Genomic DNA, 26,496 nt, shown 5'->3' with positions numbered 1-26,496 from the left:
TCGCTAGTTCCCTTCCGGCTGGCCGTAATCCAGAACGACCATTTGGTGGCACTGCCACTCCGGCAGCTCATACGTGACGAGGCCGTTCTGCTGCCGAAAGTCGATAGGCGTCATCTGCGGCGCCAGGTATACGCCGGTGACCGGCTCGGAAATCCGCAGTTCCGCGGTTGTTCCACGGATCGGCAGCAGGTCCTCGATCACTTCAATGTTACGACCGCGCTTCACCGGCGAGGCGTACAGCGAATGATGGACATAACGCTTCTGGTCCGGCTGATGCTGAACCGTTGTTACGCCCTGCGCGGGAAGATTCGTACGCAGCGTCTTCTCCGGCAGCAGACGGTTCAACGCGTACAAGACGGTTTCCTTTAAAACGAGGCTTCCCTTGGAAGCATAATCTTCGAACACGTTCCAGGCGATATAAATTCCGTTCGCATGCTCCACCATGCCCGGCCCGCCGTACTCTCCGCTGTTCGGTGTATGCTGATGGGAGCAGAACGTGAACGCGTCGCGGTTAAAATACGGATTTTCCCGTTTGCCAAGCTCGGTTCCGCCCTCGGCAAGCGTCACTTTCTGCCCCTCCGAATAGAAAATAAACGCCGATTCCTGCAGGCTCGCCAGCGGATGCTGCGGATGGTAGTAGTCCGGACGGAACGGATTGACGCCGGCGTGGCGAACGCCCAAGTCGATGGCAAATCCGCTGCCGTCCGGCTTCAGGCCCGACTCGCCGGTAGCAAGGATGCGCCCGCCGCCGGCCAAAAAGCTGTCCAGCTTGGCCAGAATCGCATCGTTGACCCGGATCCGGTCGGGCAGGATCAGGACGGCATACGGGCCGAAGTCGGCTTCCAGGTCGACGACGTCGAACAGGATATGCCCTTCCAGCAGCATGCGCACCGCGCCGGCGTCCGGATCGCCGGTGAAGCTGTCGTGGCCGCCGTTCGCCTGATGGGTGCCGGCCGCTTCCACCGACAGCAGCGCTACATCGGTCACGTTGACGGCGTCACGGCACCACGCTTCCTTGGCTTCGACTTCGGCATAGGCCGCGCCGATCAGCCGGTAGGTGGCTTCATCCATCGCGCCCAGCGGATGCAGCTGGTCCCCGATGGAGCAGGCGGCGCCGTTCGCCAGACTGAGCGCGGCTTCATACCGCAGGGCGTTCGGGTGCTTATAGCCGCCGAATTCGCCCCAGGTGGTATGAAACTTGCCGGTCATGCCCAGGAACGGCATGCCCAGCGTCTGGGCGTAGCGGGCGGACAGCGGGAAGTGGTCGTAGCCCCAGCCCCCGGTCGGCAGCGACTCCAGCTCGAGATGCGAGTTCATGTGTGCAAGGTCGCGGCGTCCGCGGCGGATGTGGCCGCCGTTATGGAAAATCGGCAGCCCGGGTTTGTGCCGGTGCACCGTTTCTTTAACGCGGCTGGTGTAATTGGCGTAAGTTTGCTCCCAGAGCGGGCGCATGGCGCTTTTGTCCCGCGGGTCGATCCCCTGCTCCCGGGCCGCCGCTACGCAGGTGGCGCAGTAGCACTCCCGCACCCCGACGATGTCCAGAAAGATGCCGTCGGCATCATAACGCTGCGCGACCTCTTCAATCTGGGACAGCAGAATGTCCAGATAAGGCGTATTCAGGCAGAGCTGGTGGTATCCCGGCGTGAACAGGTCGCCTTCGCGGCTGAAGCGTTCACGGATCAGCCATTCGGGATGCCGCACGGCAAGCCTCTCGTCAAGGCCTGCGGACAGGTAGACAGGAGTTCGTACCCCGATTTCGTGGGCGGCTTCAATCATGGCACCGAGCAGGTCGAAGGACAGTCCCGGATGCGTGACGTTCGCCTCGGAGGGATGGTATGCCCATCCGTGATGGCATTTGGAAAAAACGGTGATCGAATCCACATGGCCAAGCTTCAGCGCCTGCTGAAACTGTTCCTTGCTGAAGCGGGTGCCGATGGGATGAATCGCTTCGGACGTATGAAAGTCGAGATGAACCTGGCGCATACGCATGGTAGATGTTCCTCCATTCAATAAGCAGAGATTTGAAAACGGCTTTGCACATACCCCTAAGGTAAAGGAAAATGGATACCGCTTCCATGCGGAATAGCGACTTTGTTCTGTCCGATATCGACTTTTGAAAAATGACCGGATCAGCATATTATGCTAGGATGAATTTATTGATGAGAAAGATCTGCCACGATATCGACTTGTACAGGAGGTAGAGGAAGCCCATGAAATGCCTCGAGCTGGCGATTCCGCCGCTGCCGTCGCTTCTGACCGTCGGGCGCGCCGTATGGGCGCCTGGAAGCCGGCATCAGACCCGCAGCTTTGACGCCTACGATCTGATTCTGGTCAAAAAGGGCGCCATGTATATGCGGGAAGACGATACCGAATATGTCATTCAGGACGGTCAGCTGCTGCTGCTCGAGCCGGGACGTACCCATTCGGGCACTCAGGCATGCTCGGAGCCGACGGCGGTGTATTGGGTGCACTTCCGGCACCCGGAGCCCCTGCGCCGAATGGAGGCGGAGGATATTCCCTGGTCGGCGGTGCTCCCTCAAGGGCAGGACAGCGACGAGCATCCGGCAGAGCAAACGATGTATCTGCCCAAATTCGGCGATGCTCCTTTTCACCTGCTCCAGCCTTTGCTGGACCGGATGGTGGAACTGCATCGCGGTTTTGCCGTGGAGCAGTCCTTGAAGCTGCAGGTGCTGTTCTGCGACCTGCTGGAGCTGCTGCAGGCGGATTTGGGGCGCAGGCCGGGCTCGCGATCGGCCGCTCTCGCCCGGGAGACGGTCAGTTATCTGCAGCGCAGCTGGAATGAGCCTTTTCGCTCGGAGGAGCTTGAGGAGGCGCTGCATTTTCAATTCGACCACATTACCCGCTGCCTGAAAAAGTACACGGGCATGACGCCCCTTCAGTATGTGCAGCATTTGCGGATCAGCCAGGCGATGGTTCTGCTGGAGCAGACGTCACTGACGGTGCAGGAAGTGGCAGAGCAGGTCGGCATTCCGAGCGCGAGCTTTTTCGGGAGGCTGTTCCGGGACCGTACGGGGATTTCCCCGGGGCAGTACCGTCAGCGCCGGCAGAGCCATTTATAGAGACTGACGGTGGACAGGATTGGAGCCGGGAAGGCTTTCTTTGAACGCATGGCGAAATAGAAAAGCGGACCTCTTTTCGAACACACAACATCGAAAGAGTGCCGCACTGCTGTAGAATGAACTTAAGGAGGACGGTATGTCGACCATCGAAGTGCTGGATCAGGGCTATGTGCGTTTAGTGAATCATATGGGATCGGACTTAACCGTCGTTAATGCGGCCCGGGTCTCTTATGCCAAGCAGTCGCTGGAGTTGAACGAACGGGACGTGCGGCTTATCAAGTTCCTTGCCCGCGAAGGGCATACGTCGCCTTTTCGCCATGCCATCGTTCAGTTTGAGGTCTATGCCCCATTAATGGTGGCCAGACAATGGTGGAAATACGTGGTCGGGTCTGCCCATTATGAGGGGACCGGCGACAGCTTGGAGGCATGGAACGAATCAAGCCGGCGATACATAACAGAAGACCCTGCATTTTATATCCCAAAGGCAGGCGAGTGGAGGCTCCAACCGGAAAACTCCAAGCAGGGCAGCGGCGGAGAGGTGAATTGGGAGCTTGGCGTGAAGCATACCCAAGAGCTGATGGGTTATGTGGAGCTGGGCATTTCCAAGTACGAAGCCGCCCTGGCGGACGGCATTTGCGCGGAACAAGCCCGGTTGTTCCTTCCCGCTTACGGGATGTATGTACGCTGGTACTGGACGGCGTCGGTTCAATCCGTCGCGCACTTCCTGTCTCAACGGCTGGAGCATGATGCGCAAAAAGAAATCCAGGAGTATGCGAAAGCAGTGCTCGAGCTGATCAAACCGTTATTTCCCGTTTCACTGGGGGAGCTCCTTGGGAATGAGGAATAGCCAGTTCGACCAAACGGAAAACTGGAAAGTCATGAAATGACCCATGACTAATAGTCTAATATTCGTAATCTAACTTTGAGGAGGAATAATCACATGCCGAAAACGATCCAATGGGGTATTTTGGGAACGGGCTGGATTGCGTCGCAGTTTACAAAAGATCTTGCTTTTACGGAAAATGGGGTGGCAGCGGCCGTAGGCTCCAGAACGCTCGACAGTGCTTCGCGATTCGCCGCTGACTATGGAATCGGGAAAGCATACGGCAGCTACGAAGAGCTGGCAAACGATCCGGACATTGACGCGATCTATGTCGCGACGCCGCATCCTGCACATAAGGAAAACGTCCTGCTGTGTTTGAAAGCGGGCAAAGCGGTATTGTGCGAAAAGCCTTTTACGGTGAACGCGGGCGAACTGGAGGTGGCTGTATCTTATGCCAAGGAGAACAAGGTTTTTCTGATGGAAGGAATGTGGACGAGATTTCTTCCGGTCATCCGCAAAGTGAGGGAATGGCTGGATGAAGGGCGGATTGGTGACGTTAAGCTCGTCAAAGCGGATTTTGGATTCCGTGCCGGCGTCAATCCGGAAGGCAGACTGTTCAATCCGGGCCTTGGGGGCGGGGCACTGCTGGATGCCGGGATTTACCCCGTGTCTTTTGCATCGCTGATCTTTGGGGCTGAACCGGAGGAAGTGTCGAGTACCGCTCAGATCGGCAGTACCGGCGTGGACGAGCAGTTCTCTCTCCTGCTGTCCTATGGCCCAGGCAAAACCGCACAGCTGAACGGGGCCATACGCCTGAATATGGACAATGAAGCATGCATTTACGGCACGGAAGGGTATATTCGAATTCCTTCCTTTTTGAACGCGACCAGAGCTGCGTTATATGTCAACGGCAGTGAAGAGATTTTTGAAGATGACCGGACATCGCTCGGGTATGCGTTTGAAGCCGAGGAAGTGGCAAGATGTCTGGCGGAGGGGCGGACCGAAAGCTCGGTCATTCCGCTTGAAGAGTCGGTGGCGATTATGAAGCTGCTCGACCGGATCCGAGGTCAATGGGGACTCCGTTATCCGTTTGAGTAATGTTCCGATATTTAAATTTCAAGGAGGCCTGCTGCGATCCAGGAGCAGGTCTTTTAGTGTGTACACTACTTAATCAACAACCTTTTTACGGTTCATTACGGCTGTAGCAAGGGAAAAAATACCGAGGGAGGAGACCAGAAACAATACGGTTACATCCTGGATATAAACATAAATAGCCCCAACTAACGCTAACCCGGCTGCATTAAAAACAGCAAGTCTTGTTACAAGCGATCTTCTTGCGAATGCTGCCGCAGCGAAATGAAGAAAACTTACTACGGCATGAAATCCATACAGTATCAAAAAGAAAAACACAAACACGACGAAATCCCCTGGGCCGCTAGCGTATGGGGTATCGGATACCAGCGAATGGTTGATATGGACGACAAGGGCACCGTTTAAAATGCTTAGAACAAGGGAGAGAAGGCAGAGGTTGACCACCAATTCTTTTTTCGCAATATCCATGATATAACTCCTGAATTTGGCTTTTTCTATATCATAAACTATTCTTGGCTGGAAAGCCTAGACTGGGGCTTGTCGAAGATCTGTCACTTTTTGCTGGTTTCAGAGCGATAAGGACAGGTACTATAATAGCTGTACATCCATGACGAAGGTCGCCTATCCGATTACAACGAATGCGACTGCTTAAAGGAGGCCGCAGCTATGAGTTCCTATATTTCTGAACGCATAAAAATTCCGCCGGGATTGTGGGCAGGATTCCGTCAACTCGGGATTGCCCCGCATGACGTTGTCCGCAGCGCAGGACTCCCGCTTACGATCATTGCAGAACCCGAGGTCACCACGGCCCAATATTTCGCCATTTGGCAGGCTTATTCCGAGCTGGCCGGCGACGTCGCCCAAGGCATCATCCAGCTGGCGACTGTCTTTGAAACGGCGAAATACCCGCCGACCGTTTTGGCGACGTATCATGCCCGTGATTACCGTGACGCGCTGTACCGGATGGCCCGGTACAAGCAAATGTGTCCCCCCGAGAGCCTGCGCATCACTGAGGAGGGAGAGCACTGCACCATCGAGCTGGGCTGGCTGCATCCCGGGGAGTCCGGCCCGCCGGTGCTGGTTGGCATCACGCTGGCATGCCTCATGGAGCTTGGACGCCGGGGGACAGGGCAGCCTGTGCAAGCACGGTCCGTTGAATTTATGCAGCCAATGGGTGATATCCAGACCCTTGAAAGTTATTTCGGCTGCCGGATCCAGGTAGGTGCTACACGCAACCGGCTGACGCTGCACCGGAGAGATCTGGATCGGCCTTTTCTATCGTACAACGAAGAGCTGCTGGACATTCTGACTCCCGCGCTGGACCGGTCGCTTGATGAACAGCAGCGCAACCGCTCGTTCCCCGAGACGGTCAAATGGATTCTGAAGCGCAGCCTCACGGCAGGGCGCCCCGACATCCAGGCTGTCGCCAGAGAGCTCGGGATGAGCGACCGTACCTTGCAGCGCCGGCTTACAGAGGAGAACACCAGCTTCAAGCACCTGCTGACGCAAGCCAGACATGAGCAGGCGCGGGAATATTTGGCGGACCCTTCGCTTGATATTAAAGAGGTCGCTTTCCTGGTTGGATACGAAGACCAGAATTCGTTCTACCGGGCCTTCCGGCTTTGGGAAGGAAATACGCCATCCCATTGGCGTGCTGAACATGTAAGTACGAACTCGTGAGCCGAAGGACAGCGAGCAGAGCCCGATTTTCGATCGATTTCCAAACCTCGGATTGCTTCGGCTTGTCGGGATATTCTGTTATTTTATTGGCGTGTATAGCAAGAACGTTGGCGCTGCACACTAGTTACTGAACCCTCCTGGTCAGGTAATATGATCTCTATCCGGAGTAAAAGGAGTTTTTTGTTATGGATATGGGATTACACAATAAGACAGCGTTAGTTACAGGATCTACGAAAGGGATCGGAAAGGCCATTGCCATCGAGCTGGCCAAAGAAGGCGTTCATGTACTCATTAACGGCCGAAACGATGCAGAGGTAGAACAAACGGTGAATGAAATCAAGGCGAACTTCCCGGCGACCTCTCCGCAGAAGGCGACGGCCGATCTTGTAGATAAAGGGCAAAGAGAAGCTTTATTTGAAAAATTCCCCCAGGTTGATATTTTGGTGAACAATATGGGGATCTATGAGATCATGCCATATGAGAACGTTGACGACGAAGTATGGGAAACCTACTTCCGCACGAATGTTCTTGCCGCCAATGGGCTGACCAAATTTTATCTGCCTACCATGCTGAAGCAGGATTATGGGCGGGTTCTCTTTATTGCAAGCGAGGAAGCGTTGATGCCTTCGGGACAAATGCCTCAGTATGCCGTGACCAAGTCGATGCTGTTATCTCTGTCGAAGAGCTTGTCCAAATTGACGAAGGGCACCGAGGTTACTGTGAATACGATCATGCCGGGACCGACCCTCTCTGAAAATGTGCAGCAAATCATTGAGGGGATGTACGCTGACGAAGATCTGACCTTCTCGGAAAAAGAGAAGAGGTTTATGGCGGCAGGCCTGCCCCAATCGGAAATTCAGCGGTTTATCCGGCCGTTTGAAATCGGCAGATTGGCTGCTTTTGTATGCAGCCCTTATGCATCCGCCTTCAAAGGCGCTCCGATCCGTATGGATGGGGGAATGGTGCCGACAATTTTTTAATCGATGTTGTTGCGAAAAAGAACCTTGGGCGGAATCCCGAGGTTCTTTTTGGTATTTCGCCGTAAAGAGCAACGCCAATTCCAAATTGTGGTATGATGGGGCTGCCTTACAGTATCAGGCGTTGTCAGGATCAAATCCGTTCCAGACGATCGTTTGCTCCATCGGGAAGCGCTTGGTCGGCCTGGCTGGCTTGACGGCTTTCCCTATCGCGACGAGCAGGACCGGAATATAACGCGGCGGAACGTGAAAGGTTTTGACGAATGCGTCGGCGTCGAAGCCGACCATCGGGCCGGAGTCCAGACCCATCGCTTTGGCGGCGAGCATCAGCTGCATGGCTGCCAGTGAAGCGTTGCGAATCGCTTCGTCGCGCCGGTAGGGTGAGGAGGCGTCCACTGCATAGGCCTTATCGATTTGATCAAACAGGATTCGGGATGAAGCATAGCCAGCGTAAGCATCTTCAGGCCCGCCTTCCATAACAGGTCCATAGACCGCTGCGGCATTCCGGTTAGCCTCGAGGTCGCCGAGCACAGCGACGGTCACGGATGCATCGACGACCTGCCGTTGGCCGTTCGCAGCGTGTAGGAGCTTGTGTTTGGCATCCATGTCGGTAAAGGCGACGAACTTCCAATGCTGTAGATTCCAGGACGAAGGAGCGCTGCCCGCAAGCTCCAGCAGCTGCTTGATTTCTTGTTCACTGATCATGTGTGAGGGATCGAAATATCGCACGGAATGGCGCTCATGGATGACGGTAAGAAAATCGGATTGAACAGTTGATGACATGAACGGGTCAACTCCCTTAATCTATAGTCAGGATCTTGTTCGCGAACTTGCATCCTTTATACCGCCATGTTATGGCAACGGGCGGTCTGGAACAACCGCATTTTCAGCAAAGTGTACCGTAACAGTTGCGCCGTCTTCTATACATAACGCTATTAGAGTGAGGAAACAAAATGAAAAAATATTTGGATATCCTTGCCGATATCGAACGTAAAATCAGCGAAGGGCAGTTCGAGTCGGGTCAAAAGCTACCTTCCGTCCGCAATGCGGCGAAGATGTATGGCTGCAGCGTCAGCACGGTTACACGGGCATACACGGAGCTGGAGAGCCGTCACATGATTTACTCCATCTCCCAAAGCGGCTACTACGTTGTGGAGAAACCCGGCAAAGGGCCCGACGCTGCGGAGAGCTGGCAGATCGATTTCGCCTCGGCATCGCCCGATCCGTCGCTGTTTCCGTATTTGGATTTTCGGCACGCCTTGAACCAGGCCTTAGACACGTACCAGAGCCATCTGTTCACCTGCGGCGAAGCCGAAGGACTGAAGAGGCTCCGTCATACGCTCGTTTCCCATTTTGCGGAAGACCAGGTGTTTGCCCAAAAGGAGAGGATCATCGTTTCGGCGGGTGCGAACCAAGCGCTCGAAATATTAGCAAAAATGCCGTTCCCGAATGGGAAGTCCATCATCTTGGTAGAACAGCCCAGTTACGACATCTTTTTACGGTATCTTGAGACGGAGGGCATCCCGGTATGCGGAATTTCCCGGACGACCGCGGGAATTGATTTGCAGCAATTGGAGGAGAAGTTCAAACACGGCGGGATCAAATTCTTCTACACCATGTCCAGGTATCACAGCCCGCTAGGGACTTCATTCAGCCGGGAAGAAAGAAAGGCGATTGCCCGGCTGGCCGGCAAATACGACGTTTATGTCGTGGAGGACGATTACATGGCCGATCTGGGAGAAGAGCCGGGAACAGATCCCATTTATGCCTACAGCGGCATGTCACACGTCATATATTTGAAAAGTTTCTCAAAAATAATATTCCCGGGGCTACGGCTCGGGGCCGCCGTGCTGCCGGAGAAGCTGATGAAGGCGTTCTGCGAATACAAAAGATATGCCGACACATCGCAGCTGTCCCAGGCAGCGCTTGAAGTCTACATCAAAAGCGGTATGTATGAGCGGCACAAGCGAAAGATACGCAGCCAATATGCTGACCGGATCCGCGAACTGAATAAGGCGGTTTTGCGGCATAACGGTTCAGGCCTGATCGATATCCCCCCTGTGTCCTCGGGATTGTATGTTCCGTTCAAGCTGCCGAAAAAGGCCAATCTGGAACGCCTCGTTGAGCGGCTTGCCGCAAAGAAGATTCTCGTTGTTTCGAGCAAGCGGTTCTATTTATCGGACTATAGGGAGCAGGAGAAGTTTTTAAGAATCAGCATTGCTAGGGCGCAGCCGGAACGGATTGAGGAGGGAGTCCGGGAGATCATCGGAGAAGTAAGCCGGGAGCTCAAATGCCTGGTATGACGTTAAGAAGGAGTGCATTAAGACGGCATACGGCATTAAAAAAGCAGCAGGGCCGCCCGCACGGGGCAGCTGCTGCTTGATCGAGAGCCAAACCGTTTTACTTCCCTGCCCGCTCCGTTATTGCCCGATGGAAGGGGCATCCGGCCGGCGAGGTGTCGTCATCCCGCAGAAAATACTGCTTGTATTCAAGATTCCCCTGCGATCCGTAAGGCTTTAATTCCGGATGGGCCGGCGCGGTGTCGTATGCGGCAAGGCGTGCACGGATCCGGGGAGCGATCTCAGCCGCTTTTTCAGGATAGGCGTTCCACTGGTCCAACACCCAGCGCGGCGTCAAAGCCAGCATGAAATAGGGGAAGCTTCGGCTCTGACGGGATGTATGTGCCGGGGTGCCGCAGTAGACGAAATACCGTTCGCCATCGTAACAGAACTCCCACAGCGCCTGTTCCGGGTCTTCCGGAATGTCCTCCGGCCACGGCGTACGATCCAAACGGCTGACCTGGTTCAGTAAGTTCCAGAATGCATTTTCATACGCCAGAACCTCTCTAACGTTCTCCTCCGCCTCGAAAAAAACAACCAGGGAGGAATAATCCCCGAAAGCACGCGAAGCTCTGCCATACTCGGCAATGATCTCTGCGAGCTCCGGCCCTGCCGAACCATCCCAAGGACTGGGCGCAAAACCGAAACGGAGATGACCGAGTGCAAACGCCCGTGTGGCCGGAATGCAGGGGAACCGGGCTTCCCGGTCCGTCATCTTGGCCGCAAACCGCCGGCAGGCGTCTTTCTTCCAAGCTTCCAGAGGAAGCTCTTCATTTTCGATGTCCGTATACTGCAGCAAAAGCGGCATGAACAGCCCTCCTTTTACCTACAGCATACGCCCAGGGGCAAGAGGGTGACTGTGCAGAAGCCCATGCTTTAGCCCCCGCCCATCATATTGGTTCCGCTCATGGTATGTTATCGGGCCAAAATAAAGATTGAACGCCCCGCTGCAATCCATTTACAATGAAACTATCTTCCAGGCCAAAGGAACGATGCATAGATGACGACAACAACCTTGTGGAATCAAACGCTGCATCTGGTTTCTCATGCATATTTCGAGCGTAAGGAAAGGTTTGAAATGGATGTGGATTGTTACTCTGTCTGGGTGCTGTTTGCCGTGGAATCGGGCAAATTTTATTACCGGATCGGGGAGGAACGAGGGGAGGCGGGGGCCGGAGACCTGGTGTACTGCCCGCCGGGGTTCACCTTTGAACGGGAGATGGTGTCTCCGCTTGCGCTTCACTACATCGGCTTTGAAATGGTGGGGGAGGAGCGGACGGGGCCCGTCCCGTCGCTGCCGACGTTTTTGTCGCACCCGCTTGACAACAAACGCCTCGTTTCCAATTTTGCCTATTTGCGAAAGCTGCATTTAGCGACAGAACCGCGGCATGTGCTGCGCAAGGACATGATCATGAACGACATCTGGCAGCTCGCCTGCGAGGTGTGGGAAAGAGAGCATCTCCATGATGAGCAGCAGCTGCTGGCCGACTCGGACGATGTGCTGATGAACCGTGCGGCCGAATGGATCTACCAGAACGCGTACACCCCGTTCAGCATGAGGGAGCTGTCGGATTCGCTGAACCTCAGTCCCGTCCAGTTTACGCGCCGGTTCCGGAAGTCGTTCCGGATCGCTCCTTCGGACTTTGTCCGGTCTTTGCGCATCAGTAAAGTGGCCGAGCTGCTGCTGGATACCGACATGACGCTGGACCAGATTGCCACCTGCTGCGGATATGAGAACGGCTTGTATCTAAGCCGGGTGTTCTCCAAAAATATGGGCATGAGCCCATCCAAATACCGCGAGCTGAACCGGCTGTAACCGGTCTCTGGTGTCCTTTGTGTGGGAAGACAGAGCAAGGCGCCGGCGTCCGGTCGATTTCGCATGCCGGTGATGACAGGCGCCCCGCTGTCCGCGTCCCGGTCTGCTAGCTCTCGGTCACTTCCAAATGCTTGATGCAGTCGTAGAGCGAATAGGTCCAGGCAGTGTCATTCAGAACGATGGTCGTAACGGAAGTATTGCGCAGCTTGACGCCCGTCGACTCATCCTGCATCAGTTCTTTTAAGGTTTGCCCCAGAAAATAGCCGTGCGTGACGGCGAGAATTTTTTGTCCCGGAAATCTGGCGGCCATCTCTTCCACAAAGCTTCGGCCGCGGGCCCGCATCATCTCATCCGTTTCCTGCTCCATGTCCAGCTCGTGCCAACGGGCTCCCCAGCGCTGGACCCTTTCCGCTTCGGTCGTATCGGCGATCTTGCCGCGGTCCATCTCGCGCAGGCGCACGTCGTAGAAATCGACCGGTTTCTTGATTTCGGCCGCGATGATGTCGGCCGTCTCCCGGGCGCGCCGCAGGTCGCTTGAGATAAACAGATCCCAATGCTCCCCGGCCAGCCGCTTGGCTACGAGCGCAGCCTGCATTCTTCCGGTTTCGTTCAGCGGATTTTGCGTATGCCCCTGCGCCCTGTTCTCGATATTATGATCGGTTATTCCATGCCTGACAAACGTAATTGATGTCACCCGATTTGTCCTCCTAAGCTTTTCTCCGATTGTAACCCAGCCCTACCAGGAATGAATCTAACACTTAGCGGTTTACGCCGCTTGCCGCGGCTTCCAGAATGGAAGAGACCGGCACCGTTTCCCCTTTTACCGGAAAATACGGCTTTACGCCCCGGGTGTCCTGCGATACCGGGAACCGGCTGTGCAGCGTAATGACGGTTTTCGGCGCAATGCTGCCGATCAGGCTGGCGAGCGCCTCGGGATGGGCGTGTCCGCCATTGGACAGGGAATGGCCGGTAATCGCGTAGGCGTTCAGAAACTTGGATACGGCAGCATGCTCGATTTTGACGCTGTAGTCCGACTGAATAAAATGCGATTGACCCTGCAGGCCTCCCAGCGTCTCCAATTCAATCATATGCGCAAGGTCCGGAAATTTGAAGAAATACACTATTTCTGGCTTGCGCTCGGCGACTTCTTCCAAAGAGACGGCAGGGTACGGCACCTCAATGCCATCAGCCATGGTAGTATCGATGACTTGAACGGGAACGTCAAGCGCCGGATGTCCATGGAGCACCTGCAAGCCTTCCCGGTTCGCCGTATGCCAGACGGCGGCAAGCGACGCCTCCATCACGATACTTTTTCCTTGGTCTGCGGCGATCGCGATCATGTCGGCCATTCGCTCTAAATCCCGCGGCGACATCTGCAGATACACCAGTCCTTCCGCTTCGCGAACGATCTCCGCGAACGAGGCAAGCAGCGCCTCCTCCGTGATCTGCAGCGGAACGGTGGAGGGGTCGGATGTAAGGCGCGTCCCTTCCGTAATGAGCACGTCGATCGGTTTGCTCTGGCACAGCCGGATGAAACGGTCGATCTTATCCGGATGCTTACCCTGCCGGCGCCAGTCCCCCGTATACGCAATTCTATGGGTGCCGTCGTCGATGATGATGCCGGATGCGCCGGTCGCATTGTGATCCATCTCGACGACCTGCATCGTGAACTCTCCGAAATCGACCACGGTCAGGTCGTCGCAGGTTGTTATCTTGGCCACGGTATCCTTGCTGTGCCGGCCCGCCACCATGCCGCGGAACAAGGAATACGAATCATGGTTCATATATACGGGGAGATCCGGATGGGCAAAGGGAAGCAGCGCCATATGGTCCGTATGCATATGTCCAATATAGAGATGAACCCGGTCGTAGTCCGGAAATTCCCGGTTTCCCCAGACCCGCCGAACCGCGGCCCAATTCAGGCCTTCCATCTGCTGAGCATCGTACAGCTCCGGCAGCGGGGCGGTCATGCCGCCCAGCAAAAACTGGCGCAGCTCGCGTCCGGGTGTCGCATTCACCGGTTCAAACAGCGTTACTTGGGTCGGAAACAGCAGGCTGCTGTGCTCGACGCCAAAGTCGAACATCAGCCCCTGTTTTCCTTTGCCGTACAGAACCTGCACGCCTCCTGATTTACCTACTCCGCCAAAAAAAGTCAATTGTGCCTCCTGCAACGTGATCGCCTCCTGTGTGGATATAAGCTCACTAGATTATAAACTTGTCGTCCCGCTTGCCTCGCCAACGTCCTCCAGCGAAAGGATGGCGCCATGCTCCCTGAGCTTTTGCCGGATGATCCGGACATCGACATCCTCCGGCGGGATCTGCTGCTTCACAGCCAGAGCGGCGCCGATGCCCACGCCTTCGCCGACGGCCATGCAGGTGGGCATGACCCGGGAAGAGCCGAAGACGACGGGGTCGACGCTGATGCAGCGGCCGCTGAGCATCAGCCGTTTCACGTCCTTGGCGATCGTCGCCCCGTACGTGATGCCATAGGGGCCGGCCAGCGACCGGATAACGGTCGAGTCGCCTGAACCGCTGTGAATGTCGATAATATACGAGCCGAGTGCGATCGTGTCATCCGGAATGATCCCGTTCACGGCCGCCTCTTCGCGGATCATCTGCTTGCCTATGATCCGCCTCGTTTCACGGATGCCCAGAAACGGGGCAATCGAGGACAAATAGATGTGCTCAAACCCCGGGATGTGCTCGCGCAGCATGTCGATCAGGGGAAGGATCTGCAGATGCGATTCGATCTCGCCCCGGCTTAGCTCCTCGACCTTTGTCCCATCAAAATTCAGGATGCGGATGCAGTTCAGGGCAATGTACCCCTCCCTAGGCAGATTGATATAGATGATCGTATCGCGGCTGATCGGGCATTTGCCTTCCTGCCTGAGCCTGGAAACCGTATTTTTCAAGCCGACGAACACGTGATTTTCGCTGGCCCGCAGAAACTCCGCCGTATAGCCTGGGCGGATCTTCATCGAAGATCCGTGCCGGAGCTCCTCCGGATGCTCCCCGAGGAAATCCATAAACCGTTCGAGATCAAAGCCGCCGACGGTAAACATAAGGGTAGGCGGCTGGGTTTCCCCGTTCGCGTACTGCCCTTTCTCAAACGAGGCGCCCGCCATATAAGCGACGTCGCCGTCCCCGGTCGCATCGATGAAGACATCGGCGAAGACCTCGATTTCCCGGCCTTTTCCCTTTAAGAGAACGGATTTCAGCTCACCATCCTCCACGTTTGTTCCGATGATTTCGCAGTGCAGCAGGGGCTGTACCCCGTACTGTTTGATTTTTTCAAAAATGACGATTTTCATCAAGCTGGGGTCGATGACCGTCGTCGAATTGTGCAGCGGGCATTCCCGGTGTCCGAAGGAACCGCCAAGCAGGGTCAAACGGTCGACGATTTCCTGCGGCAGGCCGCGGGTAACCTGGCGTCCCTGGGCATCCAGGAAGGCCAGCAAAGGCAGTCCGATCGTCATGTTTCCGCCCAGGAAGCCTTGCCGGTCCACAATCATGGTCTGCGCTCCCTCCCGTGCGGCTGCAATGGCTGCCCCGACGCCCCCGGCCCCGCCCCCAAGGACAAGCACCTGTGTTCTGATAACTTCGCGTTGCAATTGGCTTTCCATATAACCCCTACTTTCTCATTGAATCTCCGCGGATGGACACAGCCCACTAAGCCGTGCACCGCTTAAGAAGCGTGAATTGGTTTTCATTATACGAGGGGCAAAGATGCATGAACATGCAGTAATCCTTCATTGGGGATGCACTTTGTTTCAGGGGTGGGAAGGAAAGGTGACAACATTCGGGATGCTTCTCCAAAACTTGACGTTCCGCCAACAAGGCCCTGACTTTGCTGAAACAAAATACATGTACAGTAAAAGAGCGTGCATGGACTCATCCGAGCGGAGGTTGCTAACATGTGGGTGAAAGCTTTCCAACATGTTGTTCATGTCAAAACAAGCCTTGAGGAGGAATACGATCGTGAACATGCGTAACAAACGTGCAGGTTCCATGGCGGCCGTGTTAAGCGCCATCCTGCTGCTGGCGGGCTGTTCCGGGGGCGGCGATTCGAAGGGCTCGTCCGCGGGCTTTCATGAGACAGGGCTGCCGATTGTCGATAAGCCGATATCCCTGACCATTGCCGGTACTTATGATGAACGAACGGGAACGAATTGGAATGAGCTTGAGACGATGAAGGAAATCAACGAAGGGACCAATGTTCAGATTAAGTGGAACCTCAGCCCGGGTACCGATTGGGCGACAAAGCGCAACCTGATTATCGCCAGCGGCGATCTTCCCGACGTGCTGCTGGAGCTCAGCAGCTCGCAGGTCGTGACGGGAGGCGCAGACGGCATGTTTATTCCGCTGGAGGATCTCATCGGGAAATACGCGCCGAATTTGACGGATTTTCTGAACAAATACCCGGAAGTACGGCAGGCGATCACAGCTCCGGATGGGCATATTTACTCCCTGCCGATGGCCAACATGTCGGAGTATAAGCATGCCGACGGGAATACGCTGTGGGTGAACAAGGAATGGCTGAAGAAGGCCGGCTTGGAAATGCCGGAGACGACGGAGGAGCTCACGAAGGCACTCGAGGCATTCAAAACGATGGACATGGACGGAGACGGCAATCCGAATAACGAAATTCCGCTGACCGGCGTCTTCGGTGACTCGCAGTATGGGTTCGGCTACCTGTTCGGATCCTTCAATACGATCGACGAAACCTTTATCGTGCAGGATGACAAGGTGGTATTCGTCAGAGCGACGGAAGAGTTCAAAAATACGGTCAAGTACCTGCACTCGCTGTATGAAAAAGGGCTGATCGATCCGGACAGCATGACGCAAAACTCCACCCAGCTGATCGCCAAAGTATCCTCCGGCAAAAAAGCGTCTGTTGGAGCATTCTTCGCCTGGAGCGCCGACCAGATCACCAATGCGGACTACCGGTGGGATTACGGTTCGCCGATGATCCCGCTCGCCGGGCCGGACGGCTCCCAGATCACCCCGCGCAACAATTTGCAGATGACCCCGGGCATGTTCGTCATCACGAAGGTCAACCCGTACCCCGAGGCGACGATGAGATGGGTCGACCGGGCTTACGAGCCGGAAATGTCCATGAAGCTTCGCGAAGGCCCGAACCGTCTGAAGAAGCTGGCTGACGGCACGTATGACACCATCCCGAATCCGGACAACTATACGGCCGGCGAATGGAAGGTCAAAGAGACGCCTTACAATGACTTCGTCTACGGCTTCTCGCAGGAAATGCGCGACAAGCAGATTCTGCCGAAAGCGGAGCCCGGGCAGCTGGATCCCGATTTTGACGAGTGGTACGAAGCTCTGGTTCCGTACATGAAGCCTTGGGTGTACCCGAATATTATGTTCACGGACGCGCAGTACAAGAGCATCGAGCAGTATCAGACGGATATCAAAACGTACACGGATAAAATGGAAGCCCAATGGATCGCCAAAGGCGGCATCGACGAAGAGTGGAATACGTACCTGGAGACGCTGAACAAAATGGGGCTGAGCGATTATACGAAGGTGTACCAGGACGGCTACGATACGAATAAAGCGAACCTGGCCAAATAGAAAACTGCCCCCAACATCCGTTCGCGAGCTGGTTTCCGGCCCCGCGTAACGTAAAGGACGGTTGATAACGATGAACACCAAAATCGAAAGGACGGCGCTCGCGCAGCTGGAGAAGCCCGCGAAACCGAAGGCTGCTTCGCTGTGGCAGCGGGTCATCCGCAACTGGCAGCTCTACGTTTTGCTGCTGCCGCTTTTGCTGCATTTCGCGATATTTCAGTACGCGCCCATGTACGGTCTTCAGATCGCTTTTAAAAATTTTCGCGCCATAGACGGGATTTGGGGGAGCCCCTGGGTGGGGTTCGAGCATTTCGAGCGCTTCTTCCGGTCCTATCAATTCTGGAATACGCTCAAAAATACGCTGCTGATCAATCTGTACGACCTGATCTTTGCCTTCCCGATCGCGGTCGTGTTCGCGCTCATGCTGAATCAGGTCGCCCGGCTCCGCTTCAAGAAATGGGTTCAGACCATTACTTACGCCCCGCACTTTATTTCGACCGTGGTATTGGTCGGCATGCTGTACATTTTCTTGAATCCGCGGACGGGGATGATCAACCATTGGATCGACCTCTTCGGCGGGGAGCGGATCAATTTTTTCGGCGAAGCGGCATGGTTCAAACCGATGTACGTCATCTCGGAGATTTGGCAAACGACGGGCTGGAGCGCGATCATCTATTTGGCCGCCCTGACGTCCGTCGATCCGCAGCTTCATGAAGCTGCGATTATGGACGGGGCCAATAAATTCCAAAGGGTACGCCATATCGACGTGCCTACGATCATGCCTGTCATTATGATCATGCTCATTCTCAAAATGGGGCACTTTGCTTCCCTGGGCTTCTCGAAAGTGCTGCTGATGCAGAACTCCTTGAATATCGATTCGTCGGAAGTGATTCAAACCTATGTGTACAAGACCGGCTTGGTCGGCGCGCAGTACAGCTACTCGGCGGCGATCGGCCTGTTCGACAACCTCATCAATTTTACCCTGCTGCTGACGATGAACCAGCTCGCCAAAAAATTGAAGCAGCAAAGCTTGTTCTAGGAGGGAGCGCTCATGGCTAAAACGGATGCATTCGACCATACCGCAAGGATTGCCCGTTCCCGTGCCGACAAAGTGTTTGACCTGTGCAACTATACGATACTGACCGTTATTCTGCTGATCGTCCTGTATCCTTTGTATTTCATCGTCATTTCCTCGTTCAGCGAACCGACAGCCGTCAATTCCGGGAACGTCAGCCTTTGGCCCAAAGGGTTTACGCTGGAAGGCTACCGCATCATCCTCCAGAACCACGACGTATGGAGAGGTTATGCGAATACGTTTCTGTACACGGTGCTGGACGTCGTTTTAAGCTTAGCGATCATGATCCCGGGCGGCTACGCCTTGTCTCGCAAGGAGCTGGACGGGCGGAATGTGTTCATGGTGCTGATCGTCTTTACGATGTTTTTCAGCGGGGGCATGATCCCGACCTATATGGTGGTCAAAAATTTGGGCATGGTCGACACGATCTGGGCGCTGTTTGTGCCCACAGCCGCATCGGCGTATTACGTCATCGTGGTGCGGACGTTTTTCCAAAATACGCTGCCGGAGGAAATGCTGGAATCGGCCAAGGTCGACGGCTGCTCGACCTTCCGCTTCTTCTTCAGCATGGTCATTCCGCTGTCGGCGCCCATCATTGCGGTCATGGCGCTGTTTACCGCGGTCTCCCAGTGGAACTCCTTTTTCAGCGCGCTGATTTATCTGCACGATGCGGATCTGTATCCCCTGCAGTTAATCCTGCGCAGCATCCTGATCTCCAGCCAGATGTCGGCCCACGGAACCGATGCCGTCGTGGACCCGGAAACGATCGTGGAAGCCCAGCGGTACGCGGAACTCATCAAGTATGCTCTCATCATGGTCGCCAGCGTTCCGGTACTGGCACTCTATCCCTTCCTGCAGCGTTTCTTTGTGAAAGGGATGATGATCGGCTCGGTCAAAGGGTAAACCTAACAACGAACTGCCGCGAAGTTGAAGTGCACCTCCAATGGTTAGCCGATGTCGAACCAGTGAGGGTACCGTTCAAATGCGGCAGTTTTCGTGTTGGACGGGAAAAGATTAGCGCGATCACGAACGGGCTCTAGCTCTCCAACACCGCATGGGGGACCGGATTGCCTAACTTGTTATTTTCCACAAATTGCTGAAGAAGGGAAATAAACGCCCGGGCCGCGTGGCTTAAAAATTTATCCTTATTCATAATGATGACGATCTGCCGGTATAAGGTGGGATTGACGATAGGGATTGCGGATATCGCACCGTCACGGTTCAGATCGATCAGCGATTTGGATAAGATGCTGACGCCGGCACCCGATTTAACCAAATTGAAGATGGTGCTGATGGAATTGGTTTCGACGAAGGGGCTCATCTGTTTGCCGGTCATGCGGCAGGTCGCGTCCACTAGCTGGCGGCACTTGTGGTTCTCGGGAAGCAGGATCAGCGGCAGCCGGTCCACTTCGGTAAAGCTAATCTCTTTTCGCTGGGCAAGCTCATGGCTGGAGGAGACGGTTAAATAAAACTGTTCGAAGTATAAAGGGATTTTGTCCAGCCGGTCATCGTCGACGGGCAGAATGGTCACGGCCGCATCGAGTTCATTATTCAGTACCTTCTCCGTAACGTTTCCGGATTCAACGATTTTGACCGTAACGTTCGGATATTTCTGGTTGAAATCGACTAGAAGCGAGGACACCAAATGATTTAACTCCCCGGGGGGAGAGCCGATGGCGAGCGTTCCGCGATCTCCGCTTTGCAGCTCGTTCATTTGGTCCTTTGCGCTTTGGAGGGCGTTGAAAATGACAGCCGTATGCGACTTCAGGATCTTCCCCGCCTCGGTCAACGCGATTTTCTTCCCGATTCGGTCAAAAAGAGGGGTGCCGATTTCGTCTTCAAGCGACTTGATCTGATGGCTCAGCGTAGGCTGGGTCACATTTAATTTATCTGCGGCCCGCGTGAAGTGAAGCTCCTCGCAAATCGCTTGGAAATATTCCAATTGCCGTATCTCCATGATTCGTTTCCTCCCGAGGTGTAGGATGGCATGATGAGTGTATGAATGCTATGAGTGTCCAAATGATGTGGTTTATCTATTATTATTATAGAAATCATAACATTGATCTATCGTATACTGCATTTTACAATGAGGGCATCAACAACACAATCTTTTTTTGCGAGGTGTATGACAATGTCCTTATCCATCGGTCATGTAAAAATCCCGGACAGCGCATTAGCCAGACAGGCTGCCGAGCTGCTTCGGGATCATGGGGATGATTTGCTGTGGAATCATTCTCATCGGGTATATCTGTTTGGTGCCGTACAGGGGGAGCAGGCTGGAATAACGTATGATGCCGAGCTGCTGTATATTAGTGCTTTGTTCCATGATTTGGGATTAACCAATCATTTCAGCAGTCCTGACAAGCGGTTTGAGGTTGACGGGGCCAATGCGGCAAGAAAGTTTTTGGAATCGCATCAGGTTCCGGAAGAGTCGATCCGGCGCGTCTGGGATGCCGTCGCCCTGCACACGACGATCGGCATTGCGCAGTATAAGGAGCCGGAAGTTGCGCTGATTTATTCAGGTGTCGGTTATGATGTCATGGGAGAAAATTTTGATGTGATTACGCCGGAGATTCGTGAGCAAATTGTAACGGCTTTCCCGCGGAACCAGTTTAAAAGCAAGATTCTGAACGCTTTTCTGGAAGGCTTCAAGCATAAGCCGGAAACGACATTCGGCAACATCAAATCGGATGTATGCGAACGGCTGCTGCCAGGATACAAACGTCCGAACTTCTGTGATTTGGTTCTTCACTCGCATTGGGACGAGTAAGTGGATACACTTGCCTTTCCGAAAAAAAAACCGATGCCTTGCGGCATCGGTTTTTCATGCATTAGCCTTTTTCAGTTTAATTGAAGGTTTACGCCAACTACTCCGATTTTACCGCGTTCTATTTATATACTTCATTAGAATGGCGGGGAGGGATTTCAATGAAGAAGGTGCTCATTGGCTTATGGGTCATTACTCTTGCGATGTTATCCGGATGTCTAAGTCATCCTTCCGTGATTCAATTTACTGGCGAAAGTAAAACCTGGTCTGCAAGCTATACAATTACCAAAATGAATCGAGAAGATCATATGGAGCGGTTTCAAATCCGGTACAAAGGGAAAGACCCGGCTAACGTGGGGAGAGTGAAATATAAATTCACCGGCACAACGATGGGTGGGAGCGGGGAACAAAAATTGTCAGGGAACAGAGACATCGTTAGCGGATCCGGAGGCAACGGCGCTATTCCGCTGGAGGACTCAACCATTCAAGTTACCGTCGAGTGGAAAGGCCACAAGGAAGAGATGGAGCTTTCGACCGGCGATTCCCGTAAATAATAAGCCCCTATCCACAAGGGACAGGAGCTGTTCCAGGGAGGAGAAACTTAAAGCTTCTTCCCTTTGCCGTGCAATATTTTCAATTCTCCGTTCTCATACCCGACCGAATAGTTCATCCGGTAACCTTGATAGACGGTGCCGCTCTTGCGCCGCTCCTCAGCCGTAATATCCACGCTGACCAAAGCGCCGTCGTCCTGCTCTTCAAGCGTCAAAGGGCCAAGCGTTATATCACCGGTATTCAAATATCCCGCCCGGAAATCCTCGTAACTGATCCCGCTCTGCCATTCGCTGCCGAGCAGGGAATACGCCGTGACGTAATCGCCGTTATTCAGGCTTTGATAGAAGACAGCGACAATGTCCCGCTCGTCCGCGACCGTTCCGTCGCTGTCCGTACCGTACTCATCTCTGCCGTTCCCAGCCGGAAGCTCGGTCATCGGGGTCTTGGACCATTCCCTGGCCTGCTGAAGAATGCTGGAGATCGGAATGCTGAACCCGATTCCTGGTCCCTCGGACACAGCCGCCGAGTTGATACCCAGCACTTCACCCGTTTCTGCATTGACCAGCGGTCCGCCGCTGTTGCCGTGGGTAATCGGCGCAGAGATTTGGTACAGATTGCTGTAGGTGTACGGATCAATATCGAAGCTGCGGCCGAGTCCGCTGATAATCCCCGTCGTTACCGTATTTTCCAGACCCAAAGGGCTGCCGAGCGCGAGGATTTCGTCCCCGACCTCCGCCTTGTAGCCTTCGGCTACGGGAAGCGGGGCGAGTTTCTTAAGCTCAGGCACGCGAACGACCGCAACATCCGTATCGGCTCCGATCCCGATGACGGTTCCTTTATATTCTTCGTGATTCAGCGTCCGCACCGTTACCTGCTGTGACCCGGTTACGACATGGGCGTTGGTTAACAGGTCACCTTGATCGTTATATAGAAATCCGGAGCCGAGTCCGTCTCCGCTTTCGATCGTGACGACCCGTTTCTGGCTGTCCTCGATAATCTCCTTGCGCGTCTTTTTTTCTTTCGTCACGGCCGCTGCAGTGGCTGCATTGGCTGCCGTTTGCACCGCGAGCAGCGGCGCCCCGCCAAGCTCGTTCTCGGCCGTCCTGTGAATGAAATACGTCCCGCCGCCTCCCAAGCCGAGGATGATCAGGGAGGCCAGTGCGCTGATCCAAATGCCTTTACTCATATTCCCTGCCCCCTATTCCAAATACCAGGATGCGTTATCAACCGAGACTTCCGCTTGTTCGTAGACCCCATAGTAAGATGTCGAGAAGCTCCCTGATTCCCCTGGTTCCAGTCTGAACGGGGAAACGTTGGCATAAGCATCGCCTATGTAGGCACCGGAGAAGCTGCTGTAAATATGGAGGTAAACGCTGACCGAATAGATCGGGCGGGTCGCGGTATTCGTGACCGTCCCGGAAATGGTCAGATCGCCGTAATCGTCCAGCACGGCCGTAACGCCGGATACATCAACGGCCGCGGTCCGGTTGTTCAATTCTTCTTCAGCTGCCTTCTGCTGGGCCAGCTGAATACGCTTCGCTTCAGCCTCCTCAAACTCCCGCTTCGCTTCCGAAATCTGCTTCCGGTACGACGTCAGCTTCGGATTGTCCGCAGCGTAGGACAGCCCGTTGTCCACCGCTTCCAGCGCTCCGGCAAAATCCTTTTTCCGCAGCTTCTCTTCGGCTGACGAATAACTGATTCCGGCGATTTTGTTAATAATCTGCGCTTTGACGGCCGCCGCTTCCTGACCGCTGAGGCCGCGGACCGTATCAAGCTTGTCGGCCAGCGCATCAACTGTGGTCAGCTTGTCCAGCTGGCCTTTGATGCGAAGCACCGTCAGCATGACCTGATCCGCCGCCAGCGATTTCTGAAGCGGCGCGAACAGCGGCTCCTGCCGCTTGCCGATCATTTCCGCGATTTGCTTCAGCGCTTTTTCCCCTTCATCCAGCTTCTTGGCCTTAAGCTGTGCCGAAGCACCGTCGAGTTGATTCTTTAGCTGAGCGGCCTTGGCCGCAAGCTCCCGGTCCCGGGTCAGTGCGGCGAAGCGCGGCCGTTGTTCTTCGGCCCGTTCCAGCAGCTGGACCGCCTCCGAATACCTTCCGGCCAACGCCTCTTTCTTGGCTTGCTGCTGAAGCGCCGTCACTTCCTGGTTTACGGACTGCTCATACTTGTAATAGAGTGTAAGACCCAGGGCAACCACTCCGGCAAGCATAATAGGGATGATCCACTGGAATACCCGGCCGCTTCCCCCCTTGGTGACGGCCGCCTGTGCCGGGCGCTGATCATCTCCCGGCTTGCCTGCCGCAGCTTGAGGCAGCCGGATGGCCTCAGTGCCTGCGGCTACCTCAAGAACGGCCTGCCGTACTTCTTCCGTCAATAATCTTGCTCCGCACTTTCCGCATATTTTCTGTTCCGGAGCACACTTTGCCCCGCACTGATGACAATACACCCTGCTCCCCCCAGCATTCTTGTATCGATCCGGCTGCGGTAATTGAAAGCCGGTTCCATCAAAATATCTAGGTCTTCAGCGATTCTTCTGGTTCCATAGACCTAGATTACTAGTTTTTACTATACCATAATATGGATTGATGCGAGAAGAGGATTTTAATAGCTTGGAGTCAGCCCATCTTTTAACGGCTGTCGGGTGTCCGATTGCTTTTTTAGCTGGACGGGGTAAAAGCAATTCGCAAGAAATAACAACCTGATAGTTGTGCTACGATGACGTTAGCAAAACATGTGGGCTGATAGATCCATTTTTGTGAAATTGGAGGTTGGATACCCATGACCAATCATTCGAGTAACAAGAGAATCGACACTGCCTCGAGGACGATCCAAGCACCACCGCAAGCGATTTATAATGCGTTCGTGGACCCTAAGGCTTTAGTAATGTGGCTTCCTCCGGAGGGGATGAAAGGCCGGATTTTCGAGTTCAACCCCGTGGCGGGCGGAACTTACCGGATGTCGCTGGCTTATTTAGAGAACGACGGCACAATGCAAGGGAAAACCTCTGACGATACAGACGTCGTCGAAGGAACGTTCCTGGAGCTCGTCCCGGACGAGCGTATTGTACAGGCTGTTGTATTCGAGTCAGATGATCCTCATTTTGCCGGAGAGATGATCATGGCATGGACATTAGCAGCCGACCCGAAAGGCACGGTGGTTACGATCGTATGCGAGAACGTACCGGCAGGGATCCGGAAAGAAGATCACGACGTCGGTTTAAGGTCCACTTTAGAGAACCTGGCATTATATACGGAACAATAGTTCGTTTCGTTGAACGAGTCAAAATCGGTTTGTTAAAAAATTTATAGAAAAAAATCCATAAAAGATCGTGTATTTGTCGATTATGGTGAGCCGCGTTCGTTGTATTGGTAGAGGACAAAAAACGAAGCAAGGAGGCTTTGCCTTATGAGAACGGTCACTTCGAAAGACGGCACGAGCATTGCTTACGACAAGGTTGGAAGCGGCCCGCCGCTCCTGCTGGTCGATGGTGCGCTGTGCAGCCGGGGGAATGGCCCGAGCAGCGCCTTGGCAGCTGCATTGCAGCAGGATTTTACCGTGTATACCTATGACCGTAGAGGGCGTGGCGAAAGTGGAGATCATGCTATTTATGGAGTGGATCGCGAGATTGAGGACCTTTCTGCTGTGATTGAAGAAGCAGGAGAGGATGCATTTGTATACGGCGTATCCTCGGGGGCAGCGCTTGCCCTTGAAGCGGCAAATCAGCTTTCGTCGATAAAAAAACTGGCGTTATACGAAGCGCCTTTTGTTTCGGACGGCAGCCGTGAAGCTGTGCCTGATGAGTACGCTGCACAAATGGGTGAACTGATTAGAGCCAATCGCCGGGGTGCAGCAGTCAAGCTGTTTATGAGAAAAGGAGTCGGACTGCCGGCCCCGGTCGTGGCCATGATGCCGATGATGCCTGCCTGGTCCAAGCTTAAGTCGGTCGCCCATACGCTTCCTTATGACACCATACTGACGATCGGGCAGCAGAAAGGGAGTAAGGAGACGTTGAAAAAATGGTCGAGCGTCTCTGTCCCCACGCTTGTTGCCGTTGGCGGCAAGAGCCCGGAATGGATGCGAAATTCCATGAAGGAGCTTGCACAGGTTTTGCCGAATGCAACCCATCAAGTGCTTCCCGGTCAAACGCATATCGTGAAACCGGCCGCATTGGTCCCTGTATTGGTCGATTACTTGAAGGGATAAAAAATATATTGAGGAGGTTGCGATATGGTAACATTTACTGCCGACCTGCAGCTGCACGGAAAGACCGCAACAGGAATTGAGGTGCCGGAAGAAGTAGTCAGAAGCTTAGGCTCTGGAAAAAAGCCTGCGGTTCGTGTTACGATCCGGGGGTACGCGTACCGGACTACGATTGGAGTCATGGGCGGACGATTTTTGATTCCGGTCAGCACGGAGCATCGGAAGAAAGCAAAGGTTGCCGCCGGCGACAAACTGGAGGTTCAGTTGGAGCTGGATACGGAACCGCGTGAACTAGCCGTGCCGGATGATTTCTTGTCCGCATTGTCGCATAACGGGGTGGCGAAGGCCGCTTTTGAGAGCATGTCTTATAGTAATCGACGGCGCCTTGTTCTGAGCATTCAGGATGCCAAGACACCGGAAGCCAGACAGCGGCGAATAGAGAAAGCTTTGAACGAGCTCAATGATTTCAAAAGTAAAAAGTGACAGAAGCAGCGTATTAAGGAGGC

The 26,496-nt window shown here is 54.4% G+C and carries 25 protein-coding genes; 15 read left to right on the top strand and 10 right to left on the bottom strand.

What is annotated here, in order from left to right:
• Positions 1–3: 3 nt before the first annotated feature.
• Positions 4–1,989 (bottom strand): alpha-amylase family protein, encoded by a 1,986-nt coding sequence (locus BCV73_RS22545; protein WP_089548608.1) that lies wholly within the window; start codon positions 1,987–1,989, stop codon positions 4–6.
• A 221-nt stretch (positions 1,990–2,210) separates the two neighbouring features.
• On the opposite strand from BCV73_RS22545, the gene BCV73_RS22540 reads away from it, so the two are divergent.
• The 3 genes from BCV73_RS22540 to BCV73_RS22530 all read left to right on the top strand — a co-directional run bounded on the left by BCV73_RS22540 (position 2,211) and on the right by BCV73_RS22530 (position 5,001).
• Entirely contained in the window at positions 2,211–3,080 is an 870-nt protein-coding gene (locus BCV73_RS22540) for an AraC family transcriptional regulator (protein ID WP_089548607.1), read from the top strand.
• 136 nt (positions 3,081–3,216) lie between these two features.
• Entirely contained in the window at positions 3,217–3,927 is a 711-nt protein-coding gene (thyX, locus tag BCV73_RS22535) for an FAD-dependent thymidylate synthase (RefSeq protein WP_076177058.1), read from the top strand.
• Between the two features lie 93 nt (positions 3,928–4,020).
• A complete protein-coding gene (locus tag BCV73_RS22530) occupies positions 4,021–5,001 on the top strand; it encodes a Gfo/Idh/MocA family protein (RefSeq protein WP_089548606.1) in 981 nt (326 codons plus the stop codon).
• 69 nt (positions 5,002–5,070) lie between these two features.
• Here BCV73_RS22530 and BCV73_RS22525 read toward each other — a convergent pair whose 3' ends face one another.
• Positions 5,071–5,463 (bottom strand): hypothetical protein, encoded by a 393-nt coding sequence (locus BCV73_RS22525; protein WP_076177056.1) that lies wholly within the window; start codon positions 5,461–5,463, stop codon positions 5,071–5,073.
• 198 nt (positions 5,464–5,661) lie between these two features.
• Between BCV73_RS22525 and BCV73_RS22520 the strand changes: the two genes are divergently transcribed.
• Both BCV73_RS22520 and BCV73_RS22515 read left to right on the top strand, forming a co-directional pair.
• Complete coding sequence (locus BCV73_RS22520) at positions 5,662–6,675, top strand: helix-turn-helix transcriptional regulator (RefSeq protein ID WP_089548605.1); 1,014 nt, start codon at positions 5,662–5,664, stop codon at positions 6,673–6,675.
• Between the two features lie 185 nt (positions 6,676–6,860).
• Positions 6,861–7,655 (top strand): SDR family NAD(P)-dependent oxidoreductase, encoded by a 795-nt coding sequence (locus BCV73_RS22515; protein WP_089548604.1) that lies wholly within the window; start codon positions 6,861–6,863, stop codon positions 7,653–7,655.
• A 114-nt stretch (positions 7,656–7,769) separates the two neighbouring features.
• Here BCV73_RS22515 and BCV73_RS22510 read toward each other — a convergent pair whose 3' ends face one another.
• Positions 7,770–8,435: a nitroreductase family protein gene (locus BCV73_RS22510; protein WP_089548603.1), complete on the bottom strand. Its 666-nt coding sequence runs from the start codon at positions 8,433–8,435 to the stop codon at positions 7,770–7,772.
• 170 nt (positions 8,436–8,605) lie between these two features.
• Between BCV73_RS22510 and BCV73_RS22505 the strand changes: the two genes are divergently transcribed.
• A complete protein-coding gene (locus tag BCV73_RS22505; protein WP_089548602.1) occupies positions 8,606–9,955 on the top strand; it encodes an aminotransferase-like domain-containing protein in 1,350 nt (449 codons plus the stop codon).
• A gap of 97 nt (positions 9,956–10,052) precedes the next feature.
• Here BCV73_RS22505 and BCV73_RS22500 read toward each other — a convergent pair whose 3' ends face one another.
• The gene (locus BCV73_RS22500) at positions 10,053–10,799 is read right to left on the bottom strand and encodes a YqcI/YcgG family protein (protein WP_076177051.1); all 747 of its coding nucleotides are present in this window, start codon (positions 10,797–10,799) and stop codon (positions 10,053–10,055) included.
• Between the two features lie 192 nt (positions 10,800–10,991).
• Here BCV73_RS22500 and BCV73_RS22495 point away from each other — a divergent pair, with 192 nt between their 5' ends.
• Positions 10,992–11,807: a helix-turn-helix domain-containing protein gene (locus BCV73_RS22495; RefSeq protein ID WP_089548601.1), complete on the top strand. Its 816-nt coding sequence runs from the start codon at positions 10,992–10,994 to the stop codon at positions 11,805–11,807.
• 106 nt (positions 11,808–11,913) lie between these two features.
• On the opposite strand, the gene BCV73_RS22490 is transcribed toward BCV73_RS22495, so the two are convergent.
• The 3 genes from BCV73_RS22490 to BCV73_RS22480 form a co-directional block, all read right to left on the bottom strand.
• Positions 11,914–12,501, bottom strand: coding sequence for a histidine phosphatase family protein (locus BCV73_RS22490; RefSeq protein ID WP_076177049.1), 588 nt, complete (start codon positions 12,499–12,501; stop codon positions 11,914–11,916).
• A gap of 64 nt (positions 12,502–12,565) precedes the next feature.
• The gene (locus BCV73_RS22485) at positions 12,566–13,978 is read right to left on the bottom strand and encodes an MBL fold metallo-hydrolase (protein ID WP_089548600.1); all 1,413 of its coding nucleotides are present in this window, start codon (positions 13,976–13,978) and stop codon (positions 12,566–12,568) included.
• Between the two features lie 36 nt (positions 13,979–14,014).
• A complete protein-coding gene (locus tag BCV73_RS22480; protein ID WP_089548599.1) occupies positions 14,015–15,430 on the bottom strand; it encodes an FAD-dependent oxidoreductase in 1,416 nt (471 codons plus the stop codon).
• A 361-nt stretch (positions 15,431–15,791) separates the two neighbouring features.
• Here BCV73_RS22480 and BCV73_RS22475 point away from each other — a divergent pair, with 361 nt between their 5' ends.
• The 3 genes from BCV73_RS22475 to BCV73_RS22465 all read left to right on the top strand — a co-directional run bounded on the left by BCV73_RS22475 (position 15,792) and on the right by BCV73_RS22465 (position 19,371).
• On the top strand, positions 15,792–17,396 hold the full coding sequence (locus tag BCV73_RS22475) for an extracellular solute-binding protein (RefSeq protein ID WP_244879511.1): 1,605 nt from the start codon (positions 15,792–15,794) through the stop codon (positions 17,394–17,396).
• A gap of 70 nt (positions 17,397–17,466) precedes the next feature.
• Positions 17,467–18,432: an ABC transporter permease gene (locus BCV73_RS22470; protein ID WP_089548597.1), complete on the top strand. Its 966-nt coding sequence runs from the start codon at positions 17,467–17,469 to the stop codon at positions 18,430–18,432.
• 12 nt (positions 18,433–18,444) lie between these two features.
• On the top strand, positions 18,445–19,371 hold the full coding sequence (locus BCV73_RS22465) for a carbohydrate ABC transporter permease (protein WP_089548596.1): 927 nt from the start codon (positions 18,445–18,447) through the stop codon (positions 19,369–19,371).
• Between the two features lie 133 nt (positions 19,372–19,504).
• Here the strand turns inward: BCV73_RS22465 and BCV73_RS22460 are convergent, their stop codons facing one another.
• Positions 19,505–20,425 carry a LysR family transcriptional regulator gene (locus BCV73_RS22460; protein ID WP_089548595.1) on the bottom strand — a complete coding sequence of 307 codons (921 nt, stop codon included), beginning with the start codon at positions 20,423–20,425 and terminating at the stop codon, positions 19,505–19,507.
• Positions 20,426–20,599: 174 nt separating this feature from the next.
• On the opposite strand from BCV73_RS22460, the gene BCV73_RS22455 reads away from it, so the two are divergent.
• On the top strand, positions 20,600–21,238 hold the full coding sequence (locus tag BCV73_RS22455) for an HD domain-containing protein (protein ID WP_089548594.1): 639 nt from the start codon (positions 20,600–20,602) through the stop codon (positions 21,236–21,238).
• 287 nt (positions 21,239–21,525) lie between these two features.
• Positions 21,526–21,789, top strand: coding sequence for a hypothetical protein (locus BCV73_RS22450; RefSeq protein ID WP_218828173.1), 264 nt, complete (start codon positions 21,526–21,528; stop codon positions 21,787–21,789).
• Between the two features lie 47 nt (positions 21,790–21,836).
• Here the strand turns inward: BCV73_RS22450 and BCV73_RS22445 are convergent, their stop codons facing one another.
• Together BCV73_RS22445 and BCV73_RS22440 are read right to left on the bottom strand one after the other, a co-directional pair.
• A complete protein-coding gene (locus BCV73_RS22445; protein ID WP_089548593.1) occupies positions 21,837–22,973 on the bottom strand; it encodes a S1C family serine protease in 1,137 nt (378 codons plus the stop codon).
• 12 nt (positions 22,974–22,985) lie between these two features.
• Positions 22,986–24,164 (bottom strand): FxLYD domain-containing protein, encoded by a 1,179-nt coding sequence (locus BCV73_RS22440; protein WP_089548592.1) that lies wholly within the window; start codon positions 24,162–24,164, stop codon positions 22,986–22,988.
• 404 nt (positions 24,165–24,568) lie between these two features.
• Between BCV73_RS22440 and BCV73_RS22435 the strand changes: the two genes are divergently transcribed.
• From BCV73_RS22435 to BCV73_RS22425, 3 genes are all read left to right on the top strand, one after another.
• Positions 24,569–25,051, top strand: coding sequence for an SRPBCC family protein (locus BCV73_RS22435; RefSeq protein WP_089548591.1), 483 nt, complete (start codon positions 24,569–24,571; stop codon positions 25,049–25,051).
• A gap of 144 nt (positions 25,052–25,195) precedes the next feature.
• Positions 25,196–25,993 carry an alpha/beta fold hydrolase gene (locus BCV73_RS22430; RefSeq protein WP_089548590.1) on the top strand — a complete coding sequence of 266 codons (798 nt, stop codon included), beginning with the start codon at positions 25,196–25,198 and terminating at the stop codon, positions 25,991–25,993.
• A 24-nt stretch (positions 25,994–26,017) separates the two neighbouring features.
• The gene (locus BCV73_RS22425) at positions 26,018–26,473 is read left to right on the top strand and encodes a YdeI/OmpD-associated family protein (RefSeq protein ID WP_089548589.1); all 456 of its coding nucleotides are present in this window, start codon (positions 26,018–26,020) and stop codon (positions 26,471–26,473) included.
• The last annotated feature ends 23 nt before the right edge of the window (positions 26,474–26,496 follow it).

Origin of the sequence: Paenibacillus sp. SSG-1, from assembly GCF_002224835.1 — a bacterium.
GTDB lineage: Bacteria > Bacillota > Bacilli > Paenibacillales > Paenibacillaceae > Paenibacillus_AQ > Paenibacillus_AQ favisporus.
The sequence above is the reverse complement of the archived record's forward strand: the minus strand, read 5'-3'. Positions and strand labels throughout refer to the sequence as shown.